Origin of the sequence: Leisingera caerulea DSM 24564, from assembly GCF_000473325.1 — a bacterium.
In the GTDB taxonomy this organism is placed as follows: domain Bacteria; phylum Pseudomonadota; class Alphaproteobacteria; order Rhodobacterales; family Rhodobacteraceae; genus Leisingera; species Leisingera caerulea.
In genome coordinates this window covers 2,473,099-2,496,178 of sequence record NZ_KI421513.1, presented here as the reverse complement: position 1 = coordinate 2,496,178, position 23,080 = coordinate 2,473,099, and the positions used below count along the sequence as shown (strand labels likewise).

The window sequence follows — 23,080 nt, the reverse complement described above, 5'->3', positions numbered from 1 at the left end:
CGCCCGCGCGTCACTTCTCTGAAAAGCCGATCCGGTTCAAAAGGGCACCGAAGGCATCACGCTCATCCCGGTTGAGCCGCGCACCGTTCTTGCCCACGTCGTAAGTTGCCTTGTCCTCATTTTCGCTGCGCACGGCCTTGTTCTTGGCCTCTGCCGCCTGCCGCAGCCGCCAGGTCAGCGCCTCGTCCGCAAGGCCATGCAAATCCTCTTCGGCTTCTGCCAGTTCCGCATCCAGCCCGCGCCGCGCTTCGAGTTTTGCCAGTTCCTCGGCCAGGGTCATGCTGGCCAGTTCAGTGTCGCCGGGTTTGCGCAGGCAGGGGATGATTGCAACGTGGCGAAGGCCAAACAGGTTTTCAAGGGCATGAGGCCCCAAAGCCCAGTCGATTTCTTCCCGCAGCCGCTCTGGCGCGTCGATGCCGTGGCGCAGCACCATGTCCCGCAGGGCCGCCAGGTCCGGATCGGCGCATTGCAGGCGCTCCAGGCTGGTCTCGAAGTCCGGGATCACTGCGGGGGTGGTGATCGCCGTCGCCAGGATCACCGCCTCGCGCATGGCAGCAAAGGATTCGTCATCGGCGCCTGCCACCAGCGAGGCCCGGGTCGTGGCGCGCGGCTGCGGGATCACGCCAAAGCCCTTGCCCGGCTTCCACGGTGCCCGGGCGCCGTCGCGGAAGCCGCCGCCCTTGCCCGCGCGCTGCTGATACCCGCCCTCGCTGCCGCCCCGGCTGCCGCGGAACAGCTGCCAGCGCATTTCCTTGACGTCTTCGCCGTAATGCTTGCGGATCGAGGGGTCGCGGATCAGCTTGATCTTCTCCCGCAGCGCCTTGTCGAGCGCTGCTTTGCGCTCCGGGCTGTCAAAGACCTTGCCCTCGGTCTCGCGCTGCCACAGCAGCTTGACCATCGGCATCGCCTGATCCAGCACCGCCTGCACAGCCTCCGGCCCTTCGCTGCGGATCATGTCGTCGGGGTCCTTGCCCTCCGGCATGATGGCAAATCTTAGCGACTTGCCCGCTTCCAGCAGCGGCAGCGCCAGGTCAATCAAGCGCATCGCGGCGCGGATGCCTGCGGTGTCGCCGTCCAGCGCGATGATCGGTTCATCCGACATCCGCCACAGCATCTGCAGCTGGTTTTCGGTAATCGCGGTGCCCAGCGGTGCAACGGAGGACTGAAAGCCACCCTCAGACAGCGCAATCACATCCATATAGCCCTCGGCCACAACGAGCGTGGAGCCCCGGCCCGATGCCGCCCGCGCGGGCCCGTGGTTGTAAAGGCTGCGCCCCTTGTCGAACAGCTCTGTCTCGGGCGAGTTCAGGTATTTGGCGTTGTCGTTCGGGTCCATCGCCCGGCCGCCAAAGGCAATCGCGCGGCCCCGCGCATCGCGGATCGGGAACATGATCCGGTTGCGGAAGGTGTCATAAGGCTTGCCGCCCTTGTTCGAAGGCTTGGCCAGACCTGCCCCGATGATCAGGTCCTCAGGTACATTCTTGCCGCGCAAGGCATCCCACAGGTTCTGCCAGCCATCGGGGGCAAAGCCGATCTCCCAGCGATCCAGCGCCTGCGCAGTAAGCCCGCGGCGCTGCAGATAGGCGCGGACATCCTGGGCGGCATTGGTCTTGAGCTGCAGCCGGAAAAACTGCACCGCCTGCTCCATCACATCGGCCAGCAGCGTACGGCGGTCCTGCTTTTCCTGCGCACGGGGGTCGCGCTTGGGCATCTCCATACCCGCTTCCTGCGCCAGGATCTCGACCGCCTCCATAAAACCTACGTTCTCGGTCTCCTGCACAAACTTCAGCGCGTCGCCTTTGGCGTGGCAGCCGAAGCAATAGTAGAAGCCTTTGCGGTCTTCGACATGGAAGGATGCGGTTTTCTCGTGATGGAAAGGGCACGGCCCCCAATAGTCGCCCTTGCCGGGCTGCGACTTGCGCTGGTCCCACATGACCTTGCGCCCGACAACATCAGATATACTGATGCGGGTTCGCAGTTCATCCAGAAAGCCGGGCGGCAGGGACATATCAGTTCGACTTCAGCTGTTTCTGCATCGCCTGGATCTGATCCCAGTTCTGCAGGCACTGCTGTTCGAACAGTGCGCCAAGGTCGGTGCTTTTCAAGTCGCGCCGCTTCATCGCATAGACGTGGCTTGTCAGCTGCGGGATCGCCTTGGAATAGGCGGCAGGCCATTCCGGCTCGCTGTCCAGAATAGTCTGCTCCACCTTTTCCTGCTTCACCCGGTCCAGCCGCGCCTGCTGCACTGCGGCCATGACCTGGCCCTGGTATTTACAGCTTTGTTCTTTGGTTTCAGAAGCATAGGCCGGAGCCGCCAGCAAGGCGGCTGCAAGGGCGATGCGGATCATAGATGCGCTCCGGGAATCAGTTGGTGATCCCCGCAGGTTACCCCCGTGCCGTGACGGCTTCCATGGCTGTTTTCAAATCATGCACAAGCGTTTTCGCCATTGAGCGGAACACCATGATCTGAAACGCCTGCGGGCCGGTGCGTGTGAGCGAGGCCATCATGTGCTTCAGCTCCGTCCGCGCGGTATGGCCGCGCTTGAAGCCCCGGGGGCGCAGATCCACCGGCACCAGCCGCGCCAGCACGTCCTCTGCACCCTGCCCGTCCAGCCGAACGACCGCCCAGGCATCGCTCTGATCGGTCAGGGCGGCGTGCTTTGCCAAGCTGGCATCCGGTGCAGGCCCCATCAGCAGCGCCATGTCCCGGCCGAACCAGACCGCCCGGCTGCCTGCCTTGCCCGTTGCCCGGTTCACGGCCGGAAAGGCCATGCCGTGCGCCGCCTCCAGCGCCTTGCTCAGCGCCTCCTGCTGCCCTTTGAAGGGGGCAACGATCCACATGCTGCCGGGCTGTTCCTCAGTCAGGCTCATTCCGCCGATAGTCACCGGGAGCAGTCCGTCGCAGGGGCTTTTTGCAGTCAGTTCAGCCACGGGCACGCCCTCCCTCAGGATCAAAGAACACAGGCGAGACAACCTCGCACAAGGTGTCGGCACCGCGCATATGGTCGACCAGGCGCACAGTTTCGCCGATACGGTCAGGCCCTTCCTTGAGGAAGGCCAGACCAATCGGATGCCCCAGTGTCGGGGAATAGCCGGCCGAGGTCACGTAGCCCTGGTCATAGATCCGCTCGACCGGGTCGCCCGGCGTGAACAGATGCGCTCCAGCGGTGATCTCCTTGGCCGCACCCACGGGCTTCAGGCCCACCAGGCGCATCCGGTCCTCGGCCATCAGCCCCTCGCGGGTGGACATTGCCTTGCCCAGAAAGTCCTTTTTCTTGGACATCATGCCCTGCAGGCCCAGGTCAAAGGCGGTCACGGTGCCGTTGATCTCGGCATGGGTGATTAGGCCCTTTTCGACCCGCAGGACATTCAGCGCCTCCATGCCATAGGCACCGCCGCCCATCGCCTCGGCCCGCTTCAGCAGCTCGCGGAACAGGCTTTCGCCATAGCGCGCAGGCACCGCCACCTCATAGGCATGTTCACCCGAGAAGGAGATCCGGAACAGCCGCCCCTTCACGCCCAGCACGGTCGCCGCGCCGCAGCCCATGAAGGGCCAGGTTTCGCCATTCACGTCCTCATCCAAAAGGCCATCCAACAGTTCCTGCGACTTTGGACCAGCGACAGCAAACTGCGCCCATTGCTCGGTCACTGATGCAAAGCGCACGTCCCATTCCGGGTAGAGCACCTGGGACACGAACTCCATATGCGCCATCACCTGCCCCGCGGCAGCGGTGGTGGTGGTCATGACATAGTGGTGATCGCCCAGCCGCGCGGTGGTGCCGTCATCCATGACAAAGCCATCCTCGCGCAGCATCAGCCCGTAACGGACCTTGCCCACCTTCAGCGTGCTGAAGGTGTTGGTGTAGAGGAAATCGAGGAACTTGCCTGCATCCGGCCCCTGAATGTCGATCTTGCCCAGGGTGGAGACATCACAGATGCCAACTGCCTTGCGCACAAGAGTCACCTCCCGGTCGCAGGACTGGCGCCAGCTGGTCTCCCCTGGTTTCGGGAAATAGGCAGCGCGGTACCACAGGCCCACTTCCAGCTGATGCGCGCCGCGCGCGTCGCTCTCGCCATGGGAGGTCAGGAAGCGCTGCGGCTTGAAGCCCTCATCCGTGGCCCCTGCCCCCATTGCCCCGATGGACACCGGCACAAACGGCGGACGGAAGGTGGTTGTGCCGGTCTCCGGGATTGTCCGCCCGGTGGAATCCGCCAGCACCGCCAGTGCAGCGACGTTGGAGTTCTTGCCCTGATCGGTGGCCATCCCTTGCGTGGTGTAGCGCTTCATATGCTCAACCGAGCGGAAGTTCTCGACTGCCGCCTGTTTCACATCCTTCACGGTCACGTCGTTCTGGAAGTCGAGCCAGGCCCGGCCCTTGCCCGGCACCGCCCACAGTGCAGCGATGCGGTAGGGGTCGTCCTCGGCATCCGGCAGATCGGCGTCAGCGGATTTCAGGCCCAGCGCCTCCAGCACCTTACCCGCAGCCTCCGCGCCTTCACGCAGCGCCCCAGCGGTGGAGAAGGTGCCGTTGCAGGCCCCGGCCGTCACCATGCCCGGCACCGTCCCCTCAGCGGGCACAAAGGCCAGCGCCTCACGATTCCATGCAGGACGGCTGTTCAGATGGCAGGTCAGATGCACCGAAGGATTCCAGCCGCCGGACATCGCCAGGCAGTCGGTCTGGATCTTCTCCTCGCCCTTGACCGAGCGCACAGTGATGCTTTCGACGCGCTGACGGCCCGCGCTGCCGCAAACCTGCGCGCCTTTGATCACCTGATACGGGCCATCAACGGGCGCGTCATGGCGGCTGTCGATCACTGCCGCAATATGCACGCCCGCGTCATGCAGGTCGCGCGCAGTACGGTGCGCCTGATCGTTGTTGGCAAAGACAGTGACCCGCTCACCCGGCGCCACGCCCCAGCGGTTCAGATAGGCGCGCACGGCCCCCGCCATCATGATGCCGGGTCGGTCGTTGTTGCGGAACGCCACCGGACGCTCGATCGCGCCAGCAGCCAGCACCGCGTGCTTGGCCGCAATCCGCCAGAAACATTCGCGCGGCAGATGGCTGTCCTTCAGCGAGTGCCGCCGCGGCAGATGGTGCGAGACCCGCTCCAGCGCGCCATAGGTGCCCTGGTCATAAGCGCCGGTGACGGCAGTCCGGGTCATCAGCCGCACGTTATCCATCGCCTCAAGCTCTGCCAGAACTTCAGCCGCCCACTCATGGCCCGGCTTGCCGCCGATTTCCTCGCGCTCTGCCAGCAGGCGGCCGCCCATGCGGCTGTCTTCCTCTGCCAGGATCACATCAGCCCCGGCACGGCCCGCAGTCAGCGCCGCCATCAGCCCGGCAGGACCGGAGCCGATCACCAGCACGTCGCAGAAGGCAAAAGCCTTCTCATACCGGTCCTGATCCGCCTCGCCCGACAGCGCGCCAAGACCTGCCGCATTGCGGATCACCGGCTCATAGACCTTCTCCCAGAACGCCGCCGGCCACATGAAGGTTTTGTAGTAGAACCCCGCGCCAAAGAACGGCGCCGCCAGGTCGTTCACGGCCATCACGTCGCGCTCGACCGAGGGCCAGCAATTCTGGCTGCGCGCCTCCAGCCCCTCGAACAGCTCCTGCTGGGTGGCGCGCACGTTCGGATCCTGCTGGCCGCCGGTACCGATGGTCATCAGCGCGTTCGGCTCCTCGCTGCCCGCGGTCAGCACACCGCGCGGGCGGTGGTATTTAAACGACCGCCCCACCAGATGCACGCCGTTGGCCAGCAGCGCTGCCGCCAGCGTGTCGCCTTCAAGCCCCATCATGTGACGGCCATTGAAGGAAAAGGTGATGGGCTTCGCGCCCTGATTCAGACCCTTGCCGGGAAGCCTCATGTCTCACCTCCCAGCCCGGCCTCAGACGCCAGCTCTACAGCCGAAATCTCGTGCGTGGCAGTATCACGGGTGACCTTCAGCCAGGCATTGCAGCCCATTTCGTGGTACCACAGCTCATCCAGCGGTCCCGCCGGGTTCTCGCGCAGGTTCAGATATTCATGCCAGGCGTCCAGATCTGCCCCCTCAGCCGGGCGCACCAGTGCGGCACCTTTGTAATAGAATTCGCGGCGGTCCCTCTCACCGCAGAGCGGACAGGTAATTCTCATGACCGGCGCCCTTTCATCTTTCCGAAAATACTCCCGCCGGAGGCATGCCCGGCGCGCTCCAAACGCTTAGTGCAGGTTATGCTGCGCACCGGTCCCCTCCTCATCCATCAGGCCAACGCCGCTGCGGAAGCGGTCGAGCTTGAACTTCGCGGCGGCGCCATGCGGCCGGTCCGTGGCAATCAGGTGCGCGTATACGCTGCCCGAGCCCGGTGTCGCCTTGAAGCCGCCGTAACACCAGCCGCAGTTCAGGTAGAGGCCGTCGATCGGCGCATGGTCGATGATGGGCGAGCCGTCCGGTGTCATGTCCATGATCCCGCCCCAGCTGCGCAAGAGCCGCGCCTTGCTGACTGCGGGCACCATCGCCACAAATGTTTCCATCGTGTGCTCCACCATCGGCAGGTTTCCCCGCGCCGCATAGGAACTGTAGAAATCCAGGTAGCTGCCGAAAACCAGCCCGCCCTTGTCAGACTGGCTGATATAGAGATGCCCCTCGGCAAAGGTGATCACATGGTCGACAATGGGCTTCAGCCCTTCCGACACAAAGGCCTGCAGCACGTGGCTTTCGATCGGCAGCGTCAGCCCCGCCATCGCCGCCACCTGGCCGGAACGGCCCGCAGCAGCCAGTGCCACTTTCTTGGCGCGGATCGGGCCGCGAGCGGTCTGCACGCCCACCACCTTGCCGTTCTTGACGTCGATTCCGGTGACTTCGCAGTTCTGGATCAGATCAACCCCGCGCATGTCAGCCCCGCGGGCATAACCCCAGGCCACTGCATCATGCCGTGCGGTCCCCGCACGGCGCTGCAACAGCCCGCCCATGATCGGAAAGCGGTTGTTGTCGAAATTCAAAAACGGCGCCAGCTCGCGCACCTGCTCCCGGCTCAGCAGCTCGGCATCATCGCCCTGGTTCACGATGGAATTGCCCCGGCGCACCGCCGCATCGCGCTGGCCGTCGTTGTGGAACAGGTTGATGATGCCGCGCTGGGACATCATCGCGTTGTAGTTCAGGTCCTGCTCCATCGTTTCCCACAGCTTCAGTGAATGGGAATAGAATTCGGAGTTGCCCGGCAAATAGTAGTTGGCCCGCACAATTGTGGTGTTGCGCCCCACATTGCCGCCGCCGAGGTACCCCTTTTCCAGCACAGCGACATTGGTAATGCCGTGTTCCTTGGCCAGGTAATAGGCCGTCGCGAGCCCGTGGCCGCCGCCGCCGATGATCACCACGTCATATTCGGATTTGGGCTCAGGGTCCCGCCAATGGGGCGCCCACCCCTTGTTTCCGGTGAGCCCCTCCCGGAGCACACGCCAGCCCGAAAACCGCATGTCGTCCCTCCCCGTCAAATCACTTGTCCGCACCCGGATAATTGCAGGCCCGGGCCTTGGCGGCATTGCTACCCGCTTTCTCCTGCTGCTCCTAGCCCAAAGGCTCGTTTTGCGGCACATCAGCACGGCTTTGCTGCAAATCACATGAACTGATCACTTGTGTCTAGTGTCAATTGCGACAGCGTGTGACGTATTGCGTGCCGGGTGCAAAAATGAACGGGGCGGAGAGTTTCCCCTCCGCCCCGGCTGTTCTCAGGACGCTTCCGGCCCGTCCTTGCGAACCGTCAAAGCCCCTTGGCGTGGTAGCTCTTGGCAACCTTGTCGATCGACACGAGATAGGCTGCGGTGCGCAGGTCCGTCACATCGTCGCGGCTGTGCCAGACTTCGCGCATCGACTGATAGGCCACCCGCATCGTATCATCGAGGCCAGAGCGCACCAGTTCCAGCTCGTCCGCGCCGCGCAGGTATTTGTCCTTGAAGTTCGGCGACATCGACCAGGTATCGCCCATCACATCGTCCAGGCGCTGCAGCTCGTCGATCACCAGCTGGTGGCGCGCCTCTTCCTGGCGGCGCTGCATGCGGCCGAAGCGGATGTGGCTGAGGTTCTTGACCCACTCGAAGTAGGACACCGTCACACCGCCTGCATTGGCATACATGTCGGGAATGATGACTGTGCCCTTCTTGCGCAGGACCTCATCCGCGCCGGCGGTCACGGGGCCGTTTGCGGCCTCGATGATCAGCGGCGCCTTGACGCGCTCGGCGTTCTCCAGGTTGATCACCCCTTCCAGCGCGGCCGGGATCAGCACGTCGCAGTCTTCCTCCAGCAGCAGCGAGCCGTCCTCGACGAACTGCGCGTCGGGATAGCCGGCCACGCCGTCGTGCTTGACGATCCAGTTGCGCACCGCCTCCACGTCAAGGCCGTCCGCGCTGTAAAGACCGCCGTCGCGTTCAATGATGCCGGTGATCAGCGAGCCATCTTCCTCAGCCAGGAACTTGGCCGCGTGGTAGCCCACGTTGCCGAGCCCCTGAACGATGATGCGTTTGCCTTCCAGCTTGCCGGACAGCCCGGCTGCGGCCTTGTCTTCCTCATAACGGAAGAACTCACGCAGGGCATATTGCACGCCGCGCCCGGTGGCCTCGACCCGGCCGGAGATGCCGCCTGCGTTCAGCGGCTTGCCGGTGACACAGGCCTTGGCGTTGATGTCGGTGGTGTTCATCCGCGCGTATTGGTCTGCAATCCAGGCCATCTCACGCTCGCCGGTGCCCATGTCGGGCGCGGGCACGTTCTGGGACGGGTTGATCAGGTCGCGCTTGGCCAGCTCATAGGCAAAGCGGCGGGTGATCAGCTCCAGCTCATGCTCGTCATATTCGCGCGGGTCGATGCACAAGCCCCCCTTGGAGCCGCCGAACGGCGCCTCCACCAGGGCGCATTTGTAGGTCATCAGCGCCGCCAGCGCCTCAACCTCGTCCTGGTTCACGCCGGTGGCATAACGGATACCGCCCTTAACCGGCTCCATATGCTCGGAGTGAACGGAACGGTAGCCGGTGAAGGTGTGCATGGCGCCGCGCAGGCGCACCCCGAACCGCACTGTGTAGGTTGCATTGCAAACTCTGATCTTTTCCTCCAGCCCCGGCGGCAGATCCATCAGGGATACGGCCCGGTTAAACATCAGGTCCACGCTTTCGCGGAAGCTCGGCTCTGTGCGGCTGCTCATCTAAAAACTTCTCCGTGCTCAAACATCGACTCGCTGCCGATGATGCCCTCACTCTATGCAGAGTTAATTAAGGAGTGCGACCTTTTTGACCATTCCCAGCCAAAAAGATTCTCATTTTATCCGAAGGTTGACGATTCGCCGCCGCCGCTTGGGCCATTGTTCGCACTGACGGGACAACTTGGCAGAACCGCGTAAGATTGGACGCCCTATCCATTACAATCGTAGCTATTTCGGCAAAATGGCGCCCCAATTCCGCCACCTTTACCAAGCATTAATCAACGTAAATTCCGCTGCCAAAGCCGTGCTGACCTGTTCCCAAGCCGGCGGGGGTATTCAGGGGGTGGTTACATGATTATGCATCACAAAAACTCTACCGCGCTGAGCAATCCGCTCATGGCGCGCTGCCTGTCCAAAGTGCAAAGTTTCCTGCACGAAGAAGACGGGGTGCTGGCCAAGCCGATGATCGGCACATTCCTGGCCATGCTGGCCGTCGGCGGCATCGGGGTGGACCTGATGCGGATGGAGCGTGACAGGACTGAGCTGCAGTACACGCTTGACCGGGCAGTGCTCGCCGCGGCGGATCTGGACCAATCCCTGGATGCCGACGCTGTCGTTCTGGACTATCTGACCAAGGCCGGGCTGGAGCAGTATTATTCCGACCCGGATGATCAGAAGGGACTTGGCTACAAAAGTGTCGAGGCAACCATCGACACCGATTTCGAGGCCTATCTGCTGAAGTTCGCTGGCGGCGACAACATATCCCTCTACGCGAACTCCCGCGCGGAAGAGACCATCGGAAGCGTCGAAATCTCAATGGTGCTCGATATCTCCGGCTCCATGAACTCCGGCAACCGGCTTGTGAACCTGCAGGCCGCCGCGAAATCCTTTGTGACACAGATCACCACCAATACCGATGTCACCAATCTGTCGATCTCGATCATCCCATATGCGACGCAGGTGAATGCCGGTAAGGAACTGCTGAGCAAATATCCCAACGTCACGCAGGAGCATGACTATTCCTACTGCGTGAACTTCATCAAGGATCAGTTCAGCAAGCATACTCTGTACCAGAATGAAAACCTGATCCGCACCGCGCACTTTGACACGTTCACCTATTCGGAGAACATGATCGACCGCCCTGTCTGCCCGACCCGGGAAGGCTCGGCCATTCTGCCCTTCACCAACGATGCGGCAAAACTGCATGCCTACATCGACAGCCTTACGGCCTATGGCAACACTTCGATCGACATCGGGATGAAGTGGGGCAGCGCCCTGCTGGATCCCACTGCGCGCGGCGTAGTGAACGCGCTGGTTGACGACGGCGTGATCGACGCGTCTTTCCGCAACCGGCCGACCGACTATGGCAGCGGCGACACGCTGAAAATCATCATCCTGATGTCCGACGGCCAGAACACCAATCAGTACATGGTGAACGAGAGCCGCCGAGAGGGGTTATCAAACGTCTGGTACAATCCTGACGCGGCTCACGATGAGCGGATTTACTGGAACGATGACCTGATCGGCGTTTACTCCGTCTACCACTCAAACGGCGAGAAGAATTATTACTGGCCTCATCTGGACCGGTGGGAAGACCACGCCTACGGAGAAGGCAGTTATGAGCCTTGTGAAGGATGCGACCCTGTCGCTGAAGAAGGCGGAGACGGCCTCAAGCGGCTGACCTATCAGGAGCTTCACGCCCAGGTCTCGCTGGCCCACATTGCCCGCTATCTTTACGAATTCAGTCCCAGCGCTTGGGCTGACTGGTTCACCGCCGGCCGCTATTTCCATAACCGCGTCGCCAAGGATCAGCACACCAAGACGATCTGCGACATCACCAAGGATCAGGGCGTGATCGTTTACTCGGTCGGCTTCGAGGCCCCATCCGCCGGCATCAAGGTGCTGGAGGACTGCGCCAGCTCGCCCGCCCACTTCTTCGATGTGGAGGGCCTGGAAATCTCCGATGCGTTCTCGTCCATCGCCACCTCGATCCGCCAGCTGAGGCTGACCCAATGATCCGCCGTGCCGCACACGCCCTGCGCCGTTTCAGGCAGCAACAGGATGGCAACGCCACCGTGGAGTTCGCCATCGTCATCCCGGCCTTCATCATGATCCTGATGTCGACCGTCGAACTGGGCATGATCAATCTGCGCCATTCCCAGCTGGAGCGGGCGCTGGACCAGACCGTCCGCACCATCCGTCTCAGCACCGGAGGGGACATGAGCCATGACCAGCTGCGCGATGAGATCTGCACCCGCTCCGGGTTCATCGACGAATGCAGCACGTCGCTGCGCCTGGAAATGCTCCAGATCAACCCCTACGCCTGGACGCCGATCGACCCGACACCCGACTGCATTGACAGTGTCGAGGAGGTTCAGCCGGTGCGGACATTCGTGAACGGCCAGTCAAACGAACTGATGTTCATCCGCGCCTGCATGAAGTTCGACCCGATTTTTCCGACCTGGGGGCTGGGCACCAACCTGAGCAAGGACGGCGACGGCCGCGTCAATCTGATCGCTTCATCCGCCTTCGTCCAGGAGCCGAGGTAACACCATGCTGACACTTCTGTCCCGCCATTTGTCCGGCCGCCTGCCCGGCCCCGCCCGCCGCTTCCTGAACGGCACCCAAGGCAGCGTCTCGATCGAATTCGCCTTTTACGCGCCGTTGCTGCTGGGGCTGTTTGCCGCCATCTACACTTTCTTTGACGCCTTCCGTCAGGAGAGTATTAACCTGAAGGCCGCCTACACCGTTTCCGACCTGATCTCGCGTGAGACCAATTATGTGAACGAGGCCTACATCGACAGCATGCATGCGCTGGCCACGGAACTGGTGCGCAGTGACACCACGCTGTCGACCCGGATCTCCGTTGTGCGCTGGGACGAGGGAGATAACCGGTACTACGTCGACTGGTCCAAGGTCCGCGGCACCGTCTTTCAGGAGTGGGTTGACGGCACCATCAACGAGGTAAAGGACGATCTGCCCACCATGCCCGATCAGGAACGCGTGATCCTGGTGGAGACCTGGAACGAAATCCAGCCGGCCTTCAACGTGGGCATTCCGCTGATGGATGTGCAGAACTTTGTCTTCACCCGCCCGCGCTTTGCCCCGCAGGTCGTCTTTGTCGAGGACAAGGGCAACGGCAACAACCACAACGATGACGCCGAGAAGGCCGGACCGCCTGCCTGATCAGACCTGGCCGCGCTGCACCAGCATCGCGGCCAGAATTTCCGACATCGCCTTGCCTTGCGACCCCGGCGTCACGCCGCCGATACCGATGCGGCGGCCGGACCGCCACCACAACCCCGGCATCCAGGTTCGGCCTCCGGGCGTTCCGGTACGGATCAGAAAGCCGTTCGACGGCTTGAAAGCAAAGAAGCCGCGGTCGATGGCCTCGATATCGTCCACCCTGGCAATCAGCTGCCCGTCGGAGCAGCGCAGCTCCTCCGCGGTCAGCTCGATCCGGTGCATTGTGGCCTGCCACATCCGAACCGCCAGCCACAGCGCCGCGGCCCCCACCGCCAGCAGGAATACCAGCCAGGCAGGCGACGGCGGCGCGGAAAACGCTACATAGACCAGCAGGGCGCCGGTCAGGCCCAGCATCGCTGTCCCCATCACCCGGCGCGCGGCCGAGGCCTCGATTGTGGCCAGGATGTCGTTGCTCATCAGCTGCTCTCCTTACTGCTCAAGCCGGGCATAAACCGGATTGGCAAAAGAAAACAGCCCCCGCCAGTGCGGGGGCCGAATGCAGCGCTGCCCGGGAGGCTTATTCGGCCGCGGCGCGGCGCACGACTACCTCGTGTCCCGGTTCTTCCGGCTCGTCGTCGATCAGTTCCTGCGGGAATCCCGGCGCGGTGATCGACAGCCCGGTCGCCTCTTCCAGCCGCTCGATCATCCGGTCGGACTGCGCCCGTTCGCCATAGCGGCGCTGGCCGTCCTTCATCATATCGATCATCAGTGGTGACAGTTCCAACGGCACATCGTGGCGGTCTGCCAAAGTCTGAAACAACCCGATGTCCTTCATTACAAGATCCATTGTGAAGTTTACATCGCGCGAGCCGGACAGAATCAGCTGGCTTTCGGTTTCATGCGCAAAGGACGTGCCCGAGGACATCGAGATCGCCTCATAGGTCATGCCCAAGTCCATGCCGCAGGCCTTCATCACCGTCAGCGCTTCCATGACCGCCAGCAGGTTCAGGTTGGCCAGATAGTTGGTCATCACCTTCAGGGTCGAGGAATTGCCGATCTCGCCCACATGCAGGATGCGGCGGCCCATGGTGGTCAGGACCGGCAGGATCCGGTCGAAGGTCTCGCGCTCGCAGCCCGCGTAGATCGAGATGTTGCCGGTATCGGCCCGGTGGCAACCGCCGGAGACAGGGCAATCGACAGCCTCGCCGCCGCGCTCCGCTACCAGCGCGCCCAGGCGTCTCACCTCTTCCACGTCGGTAGTGGACATCTCCATCCAGATCTTGCCGGGCTGCACATGCGGCAGCATTTCGGTGACAACCGCGTCCGAGGCCGCCGGGCTCGGCAGGCAGGTGATCACCGCATCGCAGTCCTGCATCATCTGCGCCGGGCTTCCGCCCGCCTTGGCGCCGCGCGCGACGAATTCCCCGACCAGTGCCGCATCCAGATCATGCACTGCCACGTCCAGCCCGTTGCGCACCAGGCTGCCCGCCAGCTTGCCGCCGACGTTGCCGAGGCCGATGAAGCCGATCTTCATATCCGTTTTCATGTCCCGCTTTTCCTCCCCGGGGTTTTGCATGCGATATGGCTAGCTTGACCTTCCCCTAAACAAAAACGAATAATAACGCGGTCTGACCCAAAGAATTTTTGCAACACAAATGCCCGATCTGCCCAATCTCGTCTGGCTGCGCGCCTTTGAGACCGCCGCCCGCCTGCAAAGCTTCACCGCCGCGGCAGAGGAACTGGGACTGACCCAGGCCGCGGTCAGCCATCAGGTGCGCAGCCTGGAGAAAAGCTTTGGGATAACCCTGTTCATCCGCCGGTCACGGCACCTGGAACTGACGGAGCTGGGGCACGCCTACTACCCCTCCGTCGCGCAGGCGCTGACCGATATCGCCTATTCCACCCGCGGCCTGCTGGGCCATGCGCACACCCGGACCGTGACCCTGCGGGCGCCGGTCTCCACCGCGGTCCTGTGGGTGGCGCCGCGGCTGGGTGCGTTTCACAGCGCCAACCCGCACATCCGGATCCGGCTGATTTCCGCCGTCTGGGCCGACAGCACCCAGGATGAAGATGTGGATATTGACCTCCGGCTGGGGCCGTCAGGCTGGTTTGACCGGCGTGCGCATCTGCTCTCCACCGAAAGCGTGATCCCAGTCGCGCAGCCGCTGATGGCGGGGCAGCTGAAATCGCTGGACCAGCTTTTCGGCCAGACCCTGATCCACATCCACGGCTATCAGGACCACTGGCTGCGGCTGTCGGAACAGGAGGGTGTGCCGCTGAAAGACCGCAGCGCGCCGCTCTATGTCGACACTTCGCTGGCGGCGATCGAGATGGCGGCCTCTGGCGCAGGCGTTGCCATGCTGATGCGCCGCTATGCTGAACTGCCACTGTCGCACGGCCGGCTCTCGCCGGTGCTGGACGCCGAGATTCCGATGGGCCAGGGCCACTACCTGATGCCCGCGGCCGGGGAAGCGCCGAACAGCGCCGAAACCGCCATGGTGCGGGATTGGATCGTGTCGCTGTTCGCCTGAAGCACCGCCGGCCCTTGCCGGCTCCGGGATTGACGGCTAGCGTCCGGCCATGCCCTGGCCACAGAACACCCCGCCCCAGCGCGACGGCGATGCCGCCGCAGGGATCGACGTCACCGACGGTTTCGAGCGGTTCTCGCAGCGCAACGACATCTTTACCCGCGCTTTCTGGGACGAACGGGTTAAATCCAAACACACCGCCAAATTCTTCGCCTCCTACCGGATGGAGGCTGCCCCGCGCCGCGGCGACGGTTTCTCCCAGCGCGACTTTGCCCTGCGCAACGCGGCCTGGCTGATCTCCGACGTGGTCTCCAGCCGCCGGGCGCATGAGGGTGTCCGCGAAGGGTTTCAGGCCGCAATCCGCGCCGACACGCCGGTGGCCAAGGAGGCGCTGGAAATTGATGACCCCACCCGGATGTCCGCCGAGGTGAAACGCATCGCCAGGTTCTTCGGCGCTGATCTCTGCGGCATAACCGATCTGGACGAACGCTGGCTTTATACCGCGCGGGTCGATGCCCGCGACATGTCCGAGGCGCCGCATGATCTGCCCGAGGGGCTGACCAGCGTGATCGTGCTGGGCCATGAAATGGACAGGGAACTGGTGGCCACCTACCCCTCCGCGCTGGCAGGCGCCGCTACGGGGCGGGAATACAGCCACGAGGCCTCCATCGTGATGCAGCTGGCCGCCTATATCCGCAACCTCGGGTATGAGGCGGTGCCGTCGATGAATGACACCGGCCTGGTGATCCCCTATGCCGTCAAGGCAGGGCTGGGCGAATACGCCCGCAACCAGATGGTGATCACGCCGGAGTTCGGACCGCGGCTCAGGTTTTCCAAGATTTTCACCAGCCTGCCGCTGTCCCATGACGCGCCGCAGCCGCAAGGGGTAAAGGCGTTCTGCGATATCTGCACCAAATGCGCCGATGCCTGCCCGGTGAAGGCGCTGCCCTACGGGCCGCCCTCCACCCGCACCGCCAATGTCTCGGCGATCAAGGGGGTCAGGAAATGGACATCGGATGCCGAAAAGTGCTTTTCCTTTTGGGCCAGGATGGCCTCTGACTGCGCGATCTGCATGCGGGTTTGCCCGTTCAACCGCGATTTTTCCAAGTGGCGCAACCGGCTGTGGCTGAAGCTGGCGCTTGGCCCGCTGCGCAAGCTGGCGCTGCGGCTGGCAGGGAAACACGGGCAGCGGCGCAAACCATCGGAGTGGTGGAATGAGGCCTGAAAAAAGCCCGGCAACATTGCCCGGGCCGCGCCTGCCTGCACCGGCAGGGACGGCCCTTAGTTAAATTTCCCGCACAGCGCTCACGGGCTAACCGAAACCGCAAACACCTCCTCCGGCGTCTGCAACCCTTTGAGGCTATGCTCTCCCAAAGACCGCCCCTCCAGCCCCGCCCGTTGCCGGAACTCGGATGAGACCAGCAACGGTTCATCTTTGGCGCCGCACAGCTCCGCCACACGCGCGGCCAGGTTCACGTCGCGGCCGATCACCGTGTAGTCCAGCCGCATCCCCGACCCCACGTTGCCGAACGCCACTTCGCCAAAGTGCAGCGCGATGCCGACGTCGAATTTCGGCTGTACTGAACGGGCGGCGACCCGCGCCAAGCCCTCACGGGCGGCGGTCAGCGCCTGGCTACAGGTCTGCGCCCCGTCGTCGCCGGCACGAAAAACCGCCAGGATGCCATCGCCGATCAGTTTCAGCACCTCGCCGCCCGCGGCCTCGACCGGCGGCACGATGCAGTCGTAATAGGCATTCAGAAGGCCGGTCGCCTGCTCCGCACTCATCCCGGCGGTCAGTTCGGTAAAGCGGCGCATGTCGGCAAACAGGATGGCGGAACGGATCCGCATCACCTCGCCCCGGTGCACATCGCCCGACAGGATCCGGCGCTGCGGCTCCTCACCTACGTAGATCCGCAGCACTTCCTTCATGGTGCGGGCGGTGGAGAGGACTTCCTGGCAGGCAGCCAGTGCCGGAAAAACCGCGCGCAGGAAACGGATGTCTTCGTCAGAAAACCCCTCCGGTGACTGAGTGGCAAAGCTGAAGATACCGGCCGTGCCGATCCCCATGAACACCGGCGCCATGATGTAGTGAGTGTACCCTTCCGCCTTCAGGTCCGGGACGATGCCATAGCGGTCGTCGGGCGTGTCCGGCAGCCACAGGATCACCCATTCGCCGGTTTTGTGCACATCAGCAGCGGGCGAGCGGGCATAACCATCGCCGCTGTCCTCGTTGAACGGGAACAGCTCGCTGCGGGTGCCCTGCCCGTGCTCCCAGAAGCGGGCACTGGCCACCGCCTCGGCATGCAGCAGCTGCACGATGGAGGCGGCGCGCTGCAGCGGCACCCCCACTGTGCGGATCAGGCGGCACATCTTCTCCAGCACCTGATCCGGATCCGCGGCGGAGCGCCCCTCCTCCAGCAAGTAGGAGATCAGCCGCAAGGCGCCCTGCAGACGGTCCGGCGGCAGCTGCAACATGGGATCGGGGGTTTGTGTCATCTGCTCAGGCTACCCCGCAGGTCCATCACGCGGCAACGGCAATGCTCCCGCCCGTCCTTGGTGCCTGCGGCACCGCGTCCCGTTGGGCCGGGCAGCCCTGCGGGCTGCGGGGGCACCTGTTCACCTGCGCACAGCCCTCGTGTCCGGCGGCAGGTTTCCGGGCGGCAGCGCACATCTTATCTTAGTCGCAGTCAACGTTTACAGGAGGCATTGAGATGTCCCTCAGACCCATTCTCGAAACCCGCGCCGCCCAGCCCCACACCGAGGGCGCGGGCGTCAAGCTGCACCGCGCCTTCGGCTTTCAGGACCCGTCGGAGCTGGACCCGTTCCTGCTGTTCGACGACTTCCGCAACGAAAACCCCGAGGACTACCTGCGCGGCTTCCCCTGGCACCCGCACCGCGGCATCGAGACCATCACCTATGTGCTGGCCGGGTCCGTGGAACATGGCGATTCGCTGGGCAACGCGGGCACCCTGGGTGCAGGCGATGTACAGTGGATGACCGCCGGGTCCGGCATCCTGCATCAGGAGATGCCCTCGGGCAACGCCAAGGGCCAGATGCATGGGTTCCAGCTGTGGGGCAACCTGCCTGCCAGCCAGAAGATGACCGCGCCGCGCTATCAGGACGTGAAGGGCACCGACATCCCCGAGATCATCGACGATGACGGCACCCGCGTGAAGGTGATTGCTGGTGATTTCTGGGGCAAGCGCGGCCTGGTGGACGGCATTGCCGCAGATCCGCAGTACCTGGATGTCTTCGTCCCCGCAGGCGTCAAGAAGACCCTGCCGGTCGACACCTACCGCCGGGCATTCGCTTATGTCTTCGAAGGCGAGGCCGCCTTTGCCGATGCCTCAGCCCCGCAAGGCGTGCTGCTGGAGAAGGAAGTCGCAGGCCAGGAGGTCAACATCCGCGATCTGTCCGGCGACCGCACCCTGATCCGCTTTGGCACCGGTGACGGGATCACTGTGCAGGCAGGCCCCGAAGGCGTGCGCTTCCTGCTGATCTCCGGTGCGCCGATCAATGAACCGGTCGCCTGGCACGGGCCGATCGTGATGAACACCCAGGCTGAACTGCACCAAGCGTTCCGCGAGTTGCGCAACGGGACGTTTATCAAGCCCGCGCACTGACCAGGAAAACCGGTGCCCGCTTTTCCCTGTGCGCGGCGCAGGCCCGCGCACTGACCGCCTGCGGCCCGCAAACCGGGCCCTTGATGTGCTATACTCCCCCCGTCCAACGAACAGATGGGGGGAGACATGATCATCCGGGTGTTCCGCGCCACCGTCCGCGACGACAAGATCAGAGACTTCAAGGACTTCCTGACAAATACAGCCGTGCCGCATGTGCGCCGCCAGCCCGGACTCGTTTCGGTCACGGCCGGCCTGCCGCGGCCGGAATCGCCGGCCACTTTCTGCGTGGTGATGGTGTGGGAGAGCATCGACGCGCTGCAGGCTTTTGCCGGCGAGGACTGGGAGCAGCCGCATGTGCTGCCGGAGGAGGACCCGATGGTGCTGAGCCGCCAGATCGACCACTACGACATGATCGGCCTGCTGAGCTGACAGGCCGTCTGCGAGGCTCAGCCTTCCGCGCACCAGCTGAAGACAGTCTCCCCGCCCGCGGACTGCGGCGTGAAGCCCGCCTTTTCCAGCACCCGGGCCGAAGCCGCGTTCTGCTGCATGACACCGCCGCTCAGGCAAGTGCCGCTGCCCCTGAAATGTGCCTGCAGGCCTCCGATCAGCTCGCTCGCCAGGCCTTGCCCCCAGGCAGCCTCTGCAAACAGATAGCCAAGGTTGCGGATTTTGCTGCCGTCCTCCGGGTAAGACAGGATCAGCAGCCCGATGCCCTGCCCGCCTGTGTCTCGCAGGCCGATCACCTCAGCCTGCTGCGCCACCGCCGCCAGGAAATCGCGCCGGGCCTGATCGCTTTCTTTGGCCTGGAATCCTTCGGGCAGCCATTGCACCACCTTAGGTGCAAACAGTGCTTCCAGCTCCGCCGCAGTCAGATCCTGCCAGCGTACCGCCCGCAGGCGGCTGGTCTGCAGTTCCAGCAGGCTCATGCGCTGACTGCCTTTTGCACCATGTCCCAATAGACCCGCTCCACCTCATCCAGCGAGAGCCGCCCCTCGGACCGGTACCAGGTGTTGACCCCGTTCAGCATCGCAATCACCGCCAGCGTTGCAATCTTGGTGTCGGGGATCGCGAAGACCCCCTGCTCCACACCTTCCTTCAGGATCGCCTCCACCCCGTTTTCATAGTCGCGGCGCAGCGATTCGATGACGGTGAAGTTTTCCTCGGTCAGGTTACGCAGCTCCATGTAGGCGATGAAAACCGCATCCGGGCGTTCCAGGTGAAAGCGGATATGAAACCCGGTGAAGGCGCGCAGCCGCTCCATCGCACCCGCCGCCCGGGGCACCGCATCCCAAGCCGCCTGCAGCTCTTCCATATGGCTGGACATCAGGCTGAACAGCAGGCTCTGCTTGTCCGGCGTGTAATTGTACAGAGCCCCCGCCTGCACCCCGACCTCCTTGGCGATTTGGCGCATCGACACGGCGGCATAGCCATGCTGGGCAAACAGCCGCAATGCCGCTTGGCGGATGCGGGGGCCGGTGATATCGGAATGGGAACCTTGGGTGCGTGCCATGCCGGCAAAGATAACTGAACAAGCGTTCATATAAAAGAGGGAATGCGGCCGCCCTTTCTGTAACCGCACCGCCCGGCAAAGCCAACGCCCGTTGCGGCGGGAAATCAATTGTACAGCCGCACCGGAGCCCCTAGAACCGGCAGTGCGGAACAAAGGGTTTAGGCAATGCAGATGTGGGCGCGGATCACCTTCCTCGTGGCTTTGGCAGCGGCTGCCGCCTGCACCCGGGTGCCCGAACTGGAAGACCGGCTGACCCCTGACCTGCGCAATGCCGGCTATCCCAGGCTGCTGCCGCTCGATGACACGCTTGAGCCGCTGGACCCGCCGCAGCAGGCCGGCGAAGAGCTGCAGCAGGAGCTCGACGCCCGCAGCGACCGGCTGCAGCGCCGGGCCGCGGCGGTGAAAAACGCCGAATTCTGACCGCTTCCCGGCATTCTCAACTTCTTCTCCCCGCTGCATGCGGCAGCGGCGTTGCACGCTCGCGCCGAACCCGATAAGGCGGGGCTGAGCATTTCGGAACAAAGGACCTCCAGCTATGACAGAACCGCTTCGTCTTGGGATTGCAGGTTTGGGCACGGTTGGCATCGGCGTGGTCAAGATCATCCGCCGCCACGCCGCGCTGCTGGAGGCACGGACCGGGCGGCCGGTGGTGATTTCCGCGGTGTCGGCCCGCGACGCAAGCAAGGACCGCGGTATCCCGCTGAGCGGCTACGCCTGGGAAACCGACCCGGTGGCGCTGGCCGTGCGCGACGACGTGGATGTGTTTGTCGAGCTGATGGGCGGCCATGAGGGCGCCGCCAAGGCCGCCACCGAGGCCGCGCTGGCCGCGGGCAAGGATGTCGTCACCGCCAACAAGGCGCTGCTGGCAATCCACGGCCAGGCGCTGGCCGAACAGGCTGAGGCCGCAGGCCGGGTGATCCGTTTCGAGGCCGCCGTTGCCGGCGGCATCCCGGTGATCAAATCGCTGACCGAAGGCCTGGCCGGCAATGAAATCACCCGCGTCATGGGCGTAATGAACGGCACCTGCAATTACATCCTGACCCAGATGCAGGCCACCGAGCAGGGCTATAACGCGCTGTTCGAGGAATGCGGCCGCCTGGGCTATCTGGAGGCCGACCCCAACCTGGACGTGGGCGGCATCGACGCGGGCCACAAGCTGGCGCTGCTGGCCTCTATCGCCTTTGGCACCAAACCTGACTTTGACAGCGTGCAGCTGGAGGGCATCCAGCGCATCCAGCTGGAAGACATCCACGCCGCCGCCGATATGGGCTACCGCATCAAGCTCCTGGGGGTGGCGCAGCGCTCCGCCCGCGGGCTGGAACAGCGCATGTCGCCCTGCCTGGTGCCCGCCGACTCGCCGCTCGGCCAGCTGGAAGGCGGCACCAACATGGTGGTGATCGAGGGCGACTCGATCGAGCAGGTGGTTCTGCGCGGCCCTGGCGCCGGCGAAGGCCCGACCGCCAGCGCGGTAATGGGCGATGTGCTGGACCTGGCCCGCGGCCTGCGGATCTCCACCTTCGGCCAGCCCGCCGAAACCCTGCAGGAGGCCCCGGCGGCCCAGACCGGCCTGCCCGCGCCCTTCTATCTGCGCATGGGGCTGCTGGATAAACCCGGCGCGCTGGCCAAGGTGGCGGCAATCCTTGGCGAAGCCGGCGTCTCGATCGACCGGATGCGCCAGTACGGCCATTCCGAACCCGTTGCGCCGGTGCTGATCGTCACCCACAAATGCACCCGCGCCACCCTGGACGCGGCGCTGGACGGCCTCGCCGCCACCGATGTGGTCGACGGCACCCCCGTCGCCCTGCGCATCGAAGAGGTCTGAGCCGCCCCGCCCCGCAAAAAACGGCCGTTTTGCACGCCGCGGCGGGGCATTCCTGCCGCGGCAAGCGCTATCTTCCCTTGCGAGCCGGCCCCGCCCCGCGCTATTCGGCTTGGAACGCCCATTGACATCTGACCCGTTGAGACAGGATTTCCGGTATGACTTCGAACACTTCTGACGCGCCCTTTTATGACCGCATGCTGTCGCTGGGCCTGGCCCGCGTTGCCGAGCAGGCCGCCCTGGCCTCTGCCTCGCTGATCGGCCGCGGTGACGAAAAGGCCGCCGACCAGGCCGCCGTGAACGCCATGCGCGAGCAGCTGAACCTGCTGGACATCGCAGGCGTAGTGGTGATCGGCGAAGGCGAGCGCGATGAGGCCCCCATGCTGTACATCGGCGAGGAAGTCGGCACCGGCAACGGCCCCGGCGTCGACATCGCGCTCGACCCGCTGGAAGGCACCACCCTGACCGCCAAGGACATGCCCAACGCGCTGACCGTGATCGCCATGGGGCCGCGCGGCTCGATGCTGCACGCGCCGGACACCTATATGGACAAGCTGGCCATCGGCCCGGGCTTTGCCGAAGGCGTGGTCTCGCTGGAAATGTCCCCGCGCGAGCGGGTTGAGGCGCTGGCCAAGGCCAAGGGCTGCGCGCCGTCCGACATCACCGTCTGCATCCTGGAACGCCCCCGCCATGAGGCAATGATCGCCGAAGTGCGCGAAACCGGCGCCTCGATCCGGCTGATCACCGACGGCGACGTGGCCGGCGTGATGCACTGCGCCGAAAGCGGCACCACCGGCATCGACATGTACATGGGCCAGGGCGGCGCCCCTGAGGGCGTGCTGGCGGCCGCGGCGCTGAAATGCATGGGCGGCCAGATCTTCGGCCAGCTGCTGTTCCGCAACGACGACGAGAAGGCGCGGGCCGCCAAGACAGGCATCACCGACCTGGACCGCATCTATTCCCGCGATGAAATGGTCACCCAGGACGTGATCTTTGCCGCCACCGGCGTCACCGGCGGCTCGCTGCTGCCGCGGATCAAGCGCGAGCCGGGCTGGGTCGAGACCACCACCCTGCTGATGCGCTCCAAGACCGGGTCGGTCCGCCGCATGTCCTACCGCACGCCGCTGGCACCGCATCAGATGTAAGCCGGTCCTGCGCCGACAGGAAGCGGCTTGCGCCGCTGCCTCCGGCGGGAGTATTTGATGAAAGATGAAAGGGCCGGATCCGGATTGGGTCCGGCCTTTGCG

22 protein-coding genes are annotated in these 23,080 nt (G+C 64.1%); 10 read left to right on the top strand and 12 right to left on the bottom strand.

Annotated elements, in window-relative coordinates; all coding sequences use genetic code 11:
• Positions 1 to 10 precede the first annotated feature (10 nt).
• The 7 genes from dnaG to CAER_RS0119255 all read right to left on the bottom strand — a co-directional run bounded on the left by dnaG (position 11) and on the right by CAER_RS0119255 (position 9,170).
• Positions 11 to 2,008, bottom strand: coding sequence for a DNA primase (dnaG, locus tag CAER_RS0119290; RefSeq protein WP_027236903.1), 1,998 nt, complete (start codon positions 2,006 to 2,008; stop codon positions 11 to 13).
• A 1-nt stretch (position 2,009) separates the two neighbouring features.
• Entirely contained in the window at positions 2,010 to 2,348 is a 339-nt protein-coding gene (locus CAER_RS0119285; RefSeq protein ID WP_027236902.1) for a hypothetical protein, read from the bottom strand.
• 37 nt (positions 2,349 to 2,385) lie between these two features.
• Entirely contained in the window at positions 2,386 to 2,931 is a 546-nt protein-coding gene (locus CAER_RS0119280; RefSeq protein ID WP_027236901.1) for a sarcosine oxidase subunit gamma, read from the bottom strand.
• Positions 2,924 to 5,869: a sarcosine oxidase subunit alpha family protein gene (locus tag CAER_RS0119275; protein WP_027236900.1), complete on the bottom strand. Its 2,946-nt coding sequence runs from the start codon at positions 5,867 to 5,869 to the stop codon at positions 2,924 to 2,926. The genes CAER_RS0119280 and CAER_RS0119275 overlap by 8 nt, the downstream gene beginning before the upstream one ends.
• The gene (locus tag CAER_RS0119270; RefSeq protein WP_027236899.1) at positions 5,866 to 6,135 is read right to left on the bottom strand and encodes a sarcosine oxidase subunit delta; all 270 of its coding nucleotides are present in this window, start codon (positions 6,133 to 6,135) and stop codon (positions 5,866 to 5,868) included. Before CAER_RS0119270 ends, CAER_RS0119275 begins: the two co-directional genes overlap by 4 nt.
• 66 nt (positions 6,136 to 6,201) lie before the next feature.
• Positions 6,202 to 7,455, bottom strand: coding sequence for a sarcosine oxidase subunit beta family protein (locus CAER_RS0119265; protein ID WP_027236898.1), 1,254 nt, complete (start codon positions 7,453 to 7,455; stop codon positions 6,202 to 6,204).
• A 284-nt stretch (positions 7,456 to 7,739) separates the two neighbouring features.
• Positions 7,740 to 9,170, bottom strand: coding sequence for a Glu/Leu/Phe/Val family dehydrogenase (locus CAER_RS0119255; protein ID WP_027236897.1), 1,431 nt, complete (start codon positions 9,168 to 9,170; stop codon positions 7,740 to 7,742).
• 348 nt (positions 9,171 to 9,518) lie between these two features.
• Here CAER_RS0119255 and CAER_RS0119250 point away from each other — a divergent pair, with 348 nt between their 5' ends.
• Genes CAER_RS0119250 through CAER_RS0119240 form a run of 3 tightly spaced genes read left to right on the top strand, consistent with a single transcriptional unit; the run spans position 9,519 to position 12,353 of the window.
• The gene (locus CAER_RS0119250; RefSeq protein WP_027236896.1) at positions 9,519 to 11,183 is read left to right on the top strand and encodes a TadE/TadG family type IV pilus assembly protein; all 1,665 of its coding nucleotides are present in this window, start codon (positions 9,519 to 9,521) and stop codon (positions 11,181 to 11,183) included.
• Positions 11,180 to 11,716, top strand: a complete 537-nt coding sequence (locus CAER_RS0119245; protein ID WP_027236895.1) for a TadE/TadG family type IV pilus assembly protein — start codon at positions 11,180 to 11,182, stop codon at positions 11,714 to 11,716. Before CAER_RS0119250 ends, CAER_RS0119245 begins: the two co-directional genes overlap by 4 nt.
• Positions 11,717 to 11,720: 4 nt before the next feature.
• Positions 11,721 to 12,353 carry a TadE/TadG family type IV pilus assembly protein gene (locus tag CAER_RS0119240; RefSeq protein WP_027236894.1) on the top strand — a complete coding sequence of 211 codons (633 nt, stop codon included), beginning with the start codon at positions 11,721 to 11,723 and terminating at the stop codon, positions 12,351 to 12,353.
• Here the strand turns inward: CAER_RS0119240 and CAER_RS0119235 are convergent, their stop codons facing one another.
• Both CAER_RS0119235 and CAER_RS0119230 read right to left on the bottom strand, forming a co-directional pair.
• Positions 12,354 to 12,830 (bottom strand): hypothetical protein, encoded by a 477-nt coding sequence (locus tag CAER_RS0119235; RefSeq protein ID WP_027236893.1) that lies wholly within the window; start codon positions 12,828 to 12,830, stop codon positions 12,354 to 12,356. It abuts the gene before it with no gap.
• A 100-nt stretch (positions 12,831 to 12,930) separates the two neighbouring features.
• Positions 12,931 to 13,887: an NAD(P)-dependent oxidoreductase gene (locus tag CAER_RS0119230; protein ID WP_027236892.1), complete on the bottom strand. Its 957-nt coding sequence runs from the start codon at positions 13,885 to 13,887 to the stop codon at positions 12,931 to 12,933.
• 121 nt (positions 13,888 to 14,008) lie between these two features.
• On the opposite strand from CAER_RS0119230, the gene CAER_RS0119225 reads away from it, so the two are divergent.
• Both CAER_RS0119225 and CAER_RS0119220 read left to right on the top strand, forming a co-directional pair.
• On the top strand, positions 14,009 to 14,884 hold the full coding sequence (locus CAER_RS0119225) for a LysR family transcriptional regulator (RefSeq protein ID WP_027236891.1): 876 nt from the start codon (positions 14,009 to 14,011) through the stop codon (positions 14,882 to 14,884).
• 49 nt (positions 14,885 to 14,933) lie between these two features.
• Positions 14,934 to 16,106: a 4Fe-4S double cluster binding domain-containing protein gene (locus CAER_RS0119220; RefSeq protein WP_027236890.1), complete on the top strand. Its 1,173-nt coding sequence runs from the start codon at positions 14,934 to 14,936 to the stop codon at positions 16,104 to 16,106.
• A gap of 80 nt (positions 16,107 to 16,186) precedes the next feature.
• On the opposite strand, the gene CAER_RS0119215 is transcribed toward CAER_RS0119220, so the two are convergent.
• Positions 16,187 to 17,377 carry an adenylate/guanylate cyclase domain-containing protein gene (locus tag CAER_RS0119215; RefSeq protein WP_027236889.1) on the bottom strand — a complete coding sequence of 397 codons (1,191 nt, stop codon included), beginning with the start codon at positions 17,375 to 17,377 and terminating at the stop codon, positions 16,187 to 16,189.
• 215 nt (positions 17,378 to 17,592) lie between these two features.
• On the opposite strand from CAER_RS0119215, the gene CAER_RS0119210 reads away from it, so the two are divergent.
• Both CAER_RS0119210 and CAER_RS0119205 read left to right on the top strand, forming a co-directional pair.
• Positions 17,593 to 18,504, top strand: coding sequence for a pirin family protein (locus CAER_RS0119210; protein WP_027236888.1), 912 nt, complete (start codon positions 17,593 to 17,595; stop codon positions 18,502 to 18,504).
• A 126-nt stretch (positions 18,505 to 18,630) separates the two neighbouring features.
• Positions 18,631 to 18,933 carry an antibiotic biosynthesis monooxygenase family protein gene (locus tag CAER_RS0119205; RefSeq protein WP_027236887.1) on the top strand — a complete coding sequence of 101 codons (303 nt, stop codon included), beginning with the start codon at positions 18,631 to 18,633 and terminating at the stop codon, positions 18,931 to 18,933.
• A 17-nt stretch (positions 18,934 to 18,950) separates the two neighbouring features.
• On the opposite strand, the gene CAER_RS0119200 is transcribed toward CAER_RS0119205, so the two are convergent.
• Positions 18,951 to 19,430 (bottom strand): GNAT family N-acetyltransferase, encoded by a 480-nt coding sequence (locus CAER_RS0119200; RefSeq protein WP_027236886.1) that lies wholly within the window; start codon positions 19,428 to 19,430, stop codon positions 18,951 to 18,953.
• Positions 19,427 to 20,014 (bottom strand): TetR/AcrR family transcriptional regulator, encoded by a 588-nt coding sequence (locus CAER_RS0119195; RefSeq protein WP_027236885.1) that lies wholly within the window; start codon positions 20,012 to 20,014, stop codon positions 19,427 to 19,429. The genes CAER_RS0119200 and CAER_RS0119195 overlap by 4 nt, the downstream gene beginning before the upstream one ends.
• Before the next feature lie 165 nt (positions 20,015 to 20,179).
• On the opposite strand from CAER_RS0119195, the gene CAER_RS0119190 reads away from it, so the two are divergent.
• The 3 genes from CAER_RS0119190 to glpX all read left to right on the top strand — a co-directional run bounded on the left by CAER_RS0119190 (position 20,180) and on the right by glpX (position 22,978).
• A complete protein-coding gene (locus CAER_RS0119190) occupies positions 20,180 to 20,434 on the top strand; it encodes a hypothetical protein (RefSeq protein ID WP_027236884.1) in 255 nt (84 codons plus the stop codon).
• 115 nt (positions 20,435 to 20,549) lie between these two features.
• Positions 20,550 to 21,836 carry a homoserine dehydrogenase gene (locus CAER_RS0119185; RefSeq protein WP_027236883.1) on the top strand — a complete coding sequence of 429 codons (1,287 nt, stop codon included), beginning with the start codon at positions 20,550 to 20,552 and terminating at the stop codon, positions 21,834 to 21,836.
• A 155-nt stretch (positions 21,837 to 21,991) separates the two neighbouring features.
• Positions 21,992 to 22,978 carry a class II fructose-bisphosphatase gene (gene glpX / locus CAER_RS0119180; RefSeq protein ID WP_027236882.1) on the top strand — a complete coding sequence of 329 codons (987 nt, stop codon included), beginning with the start codon at positions 21,992 to 21,994 and terminating at the stop codon, positions 22,976 to 22,978.
• Positions 22,979 to 23,080: the final 102 nt, after the last annotated feature.

What these genes read in the sequence shown, in the direction of transcription:
- dnaG (WP_027236903.1), bottom strand. Translation starts at nt 2,008, where the DNA reads ATGTCCCTGCCGCCCGGCTTTCTGGATGAACTGCGAACCCGCATCAGT.
- CAER_RS0119285 (WP_027236902.1), bottom strand. Translation starts at nt 2,348, where the DNA reads ATGATCCGCATCGCCCTTGCAGCCGCCTTGCTGGCGGCTCCGGCCTAT.
- CAER_RS0119275 (WP_027236900.1), bottom strand. Translation starts at nt 5,869, where the DNA reads ATGAGGCTTCCCGGCAAGGGTCTGAATCAGGGCGCGAAGCCCATCACC.
- CAER_RS0119270 (WP_027236899.1), bottom strand. Translation starts at nt 6,135, where the DNA reads ATGAGAATTACCTGTCCGCTCTGCGGTGAGAGGGACCGCCGCGAATTC.
- CAER_RS0119265 (WP_027236898.1), bottom strand. Translation starts at nt 7,455, where the DNA reads ATGCGGTTTTCGGGCTGGCGTGTGCTCCGGGAGGGGCTCACCGGAAAC.
- CAER_RS0119255 (WP_027236897.1), bottom strand. Translation starts at nt 9,170, where the DNA reads ATGAGCAGCCGCACAGAGCCGAGCTTCCGCGAAAGCGTGGACCTGATG.
- CAER_RS0119250 (WP_027236896.1), top strand. Translation starts at nt 9,519, where the DNA reads ATGATTATGCATCACAAAAACTCTACCGCGCTGAGCAATCCGCTCATG.
- CAER_RS0119245 (WP_027236895.1), top strand. Translation starts at nt 11,180, where the DNA reads ATGATCCGCCGTGCCGCACACGCCCTGCGCCGTTTCAGGCAGCAACAG.
- CAER_RS0119240 (WP_027236894.1), top strand. Translation starts at nt 11,721, where the DNA reads ATGCTGACACTTCTGTCCCGCCATTTGTCCGGCCGCCTGCCCGGCCCC.
- CAER_RS0119235 (WP_027236893.1), bottom strand. Translation starts at nt 12,830, where the DNA reads ATGAGCAACGACATCCTGGCCACAATCGAGGCCTCGGCCGCGCGCCGG.
- CAER_RS0119230 (WP_027236892.1), bottom strand. Translation starts at nt 13,887, where the DNA reads ATGAAGATCGGCTTCATCGGCCTCGGCAACGTCGGCGGCAAGCTGGCG.
- CAER_RS0119225 (WP_027236891.1), top strand. Translation starts at nt 14,009, where the DNA reads ATGCCCGATCTGCCCAATCTCGTCTGGCTGCGCGCCTTTGAGACCGCC.
- CAER_RS0119220 (WP_027236890.1), top strand. Translation starts at nt 14,934, where the DNA reads ATGCCCTGGCCACAGAACACCCCGCCCCAGCGCGACGGCGATGCCGCC.
- CAER_RS0119215 (WP_027236889.1), bottom strand. Translation starts at nt 17,377, where the DNA reads ATGACACAAACCCCCGATCCCATGTTGCAGCTGCCGCCGGACCGTCTG.
- CAER_RS0119210 (WP_027236888.1), top strand. Translation starts at nt 17,593, where the DNA reads ATGTCCCTCAGACCCATTCTCGAAACCCGCGCCGCCCAGCCCCACACC.
- CAER_RS0119205 (WP_027236887.1), top strand. Translation starts at nt 18,631, where the DNA reads ATGATCATCCGGGTGTTCCGCGCCACCGTCCGCGACGACAAGATCAGA.
- CAER_RS0119200 (WP_027236886.1), bottom strand. Translation starts at nt 19,430, where the DNA reads ATGAGCCTGCTGGAACTGCAGACCAGCCGCCTGCGGGCGGTACGCTGG.
- CAER_RS0119195 (WP_027236885.1), bottom strand. Translation starts at nt 20,014, where the DNA reads ATGGCACGCACCCAAGGTTCCCATTCCGATATCACCGGCCCCCGCATC.
- CAER_RS0119190 (WP_027236884.1), top strand. Translation starts at nt 20,180, where the DNA reads ATGCAGATGTGGGCGCGGATCACCTTCCTCGTGGCTTTGGCAGCGGCT.
- CAER_RS0119185 (WP_027236883.1), top strand. Translation starts at nt 20,550, where the DNA reads ATGACAGAACCGCTTCGTCTTGGGATTGCAGGTTTGGGCACGGTTGGC.
- glpX (WP_027236882.1), top strand. Translation starts at nt 21,992, where the DNA reads ATGACTTCGAACACTTCTGACGCGCCCTTTTATGACCGCATGCTGTCG.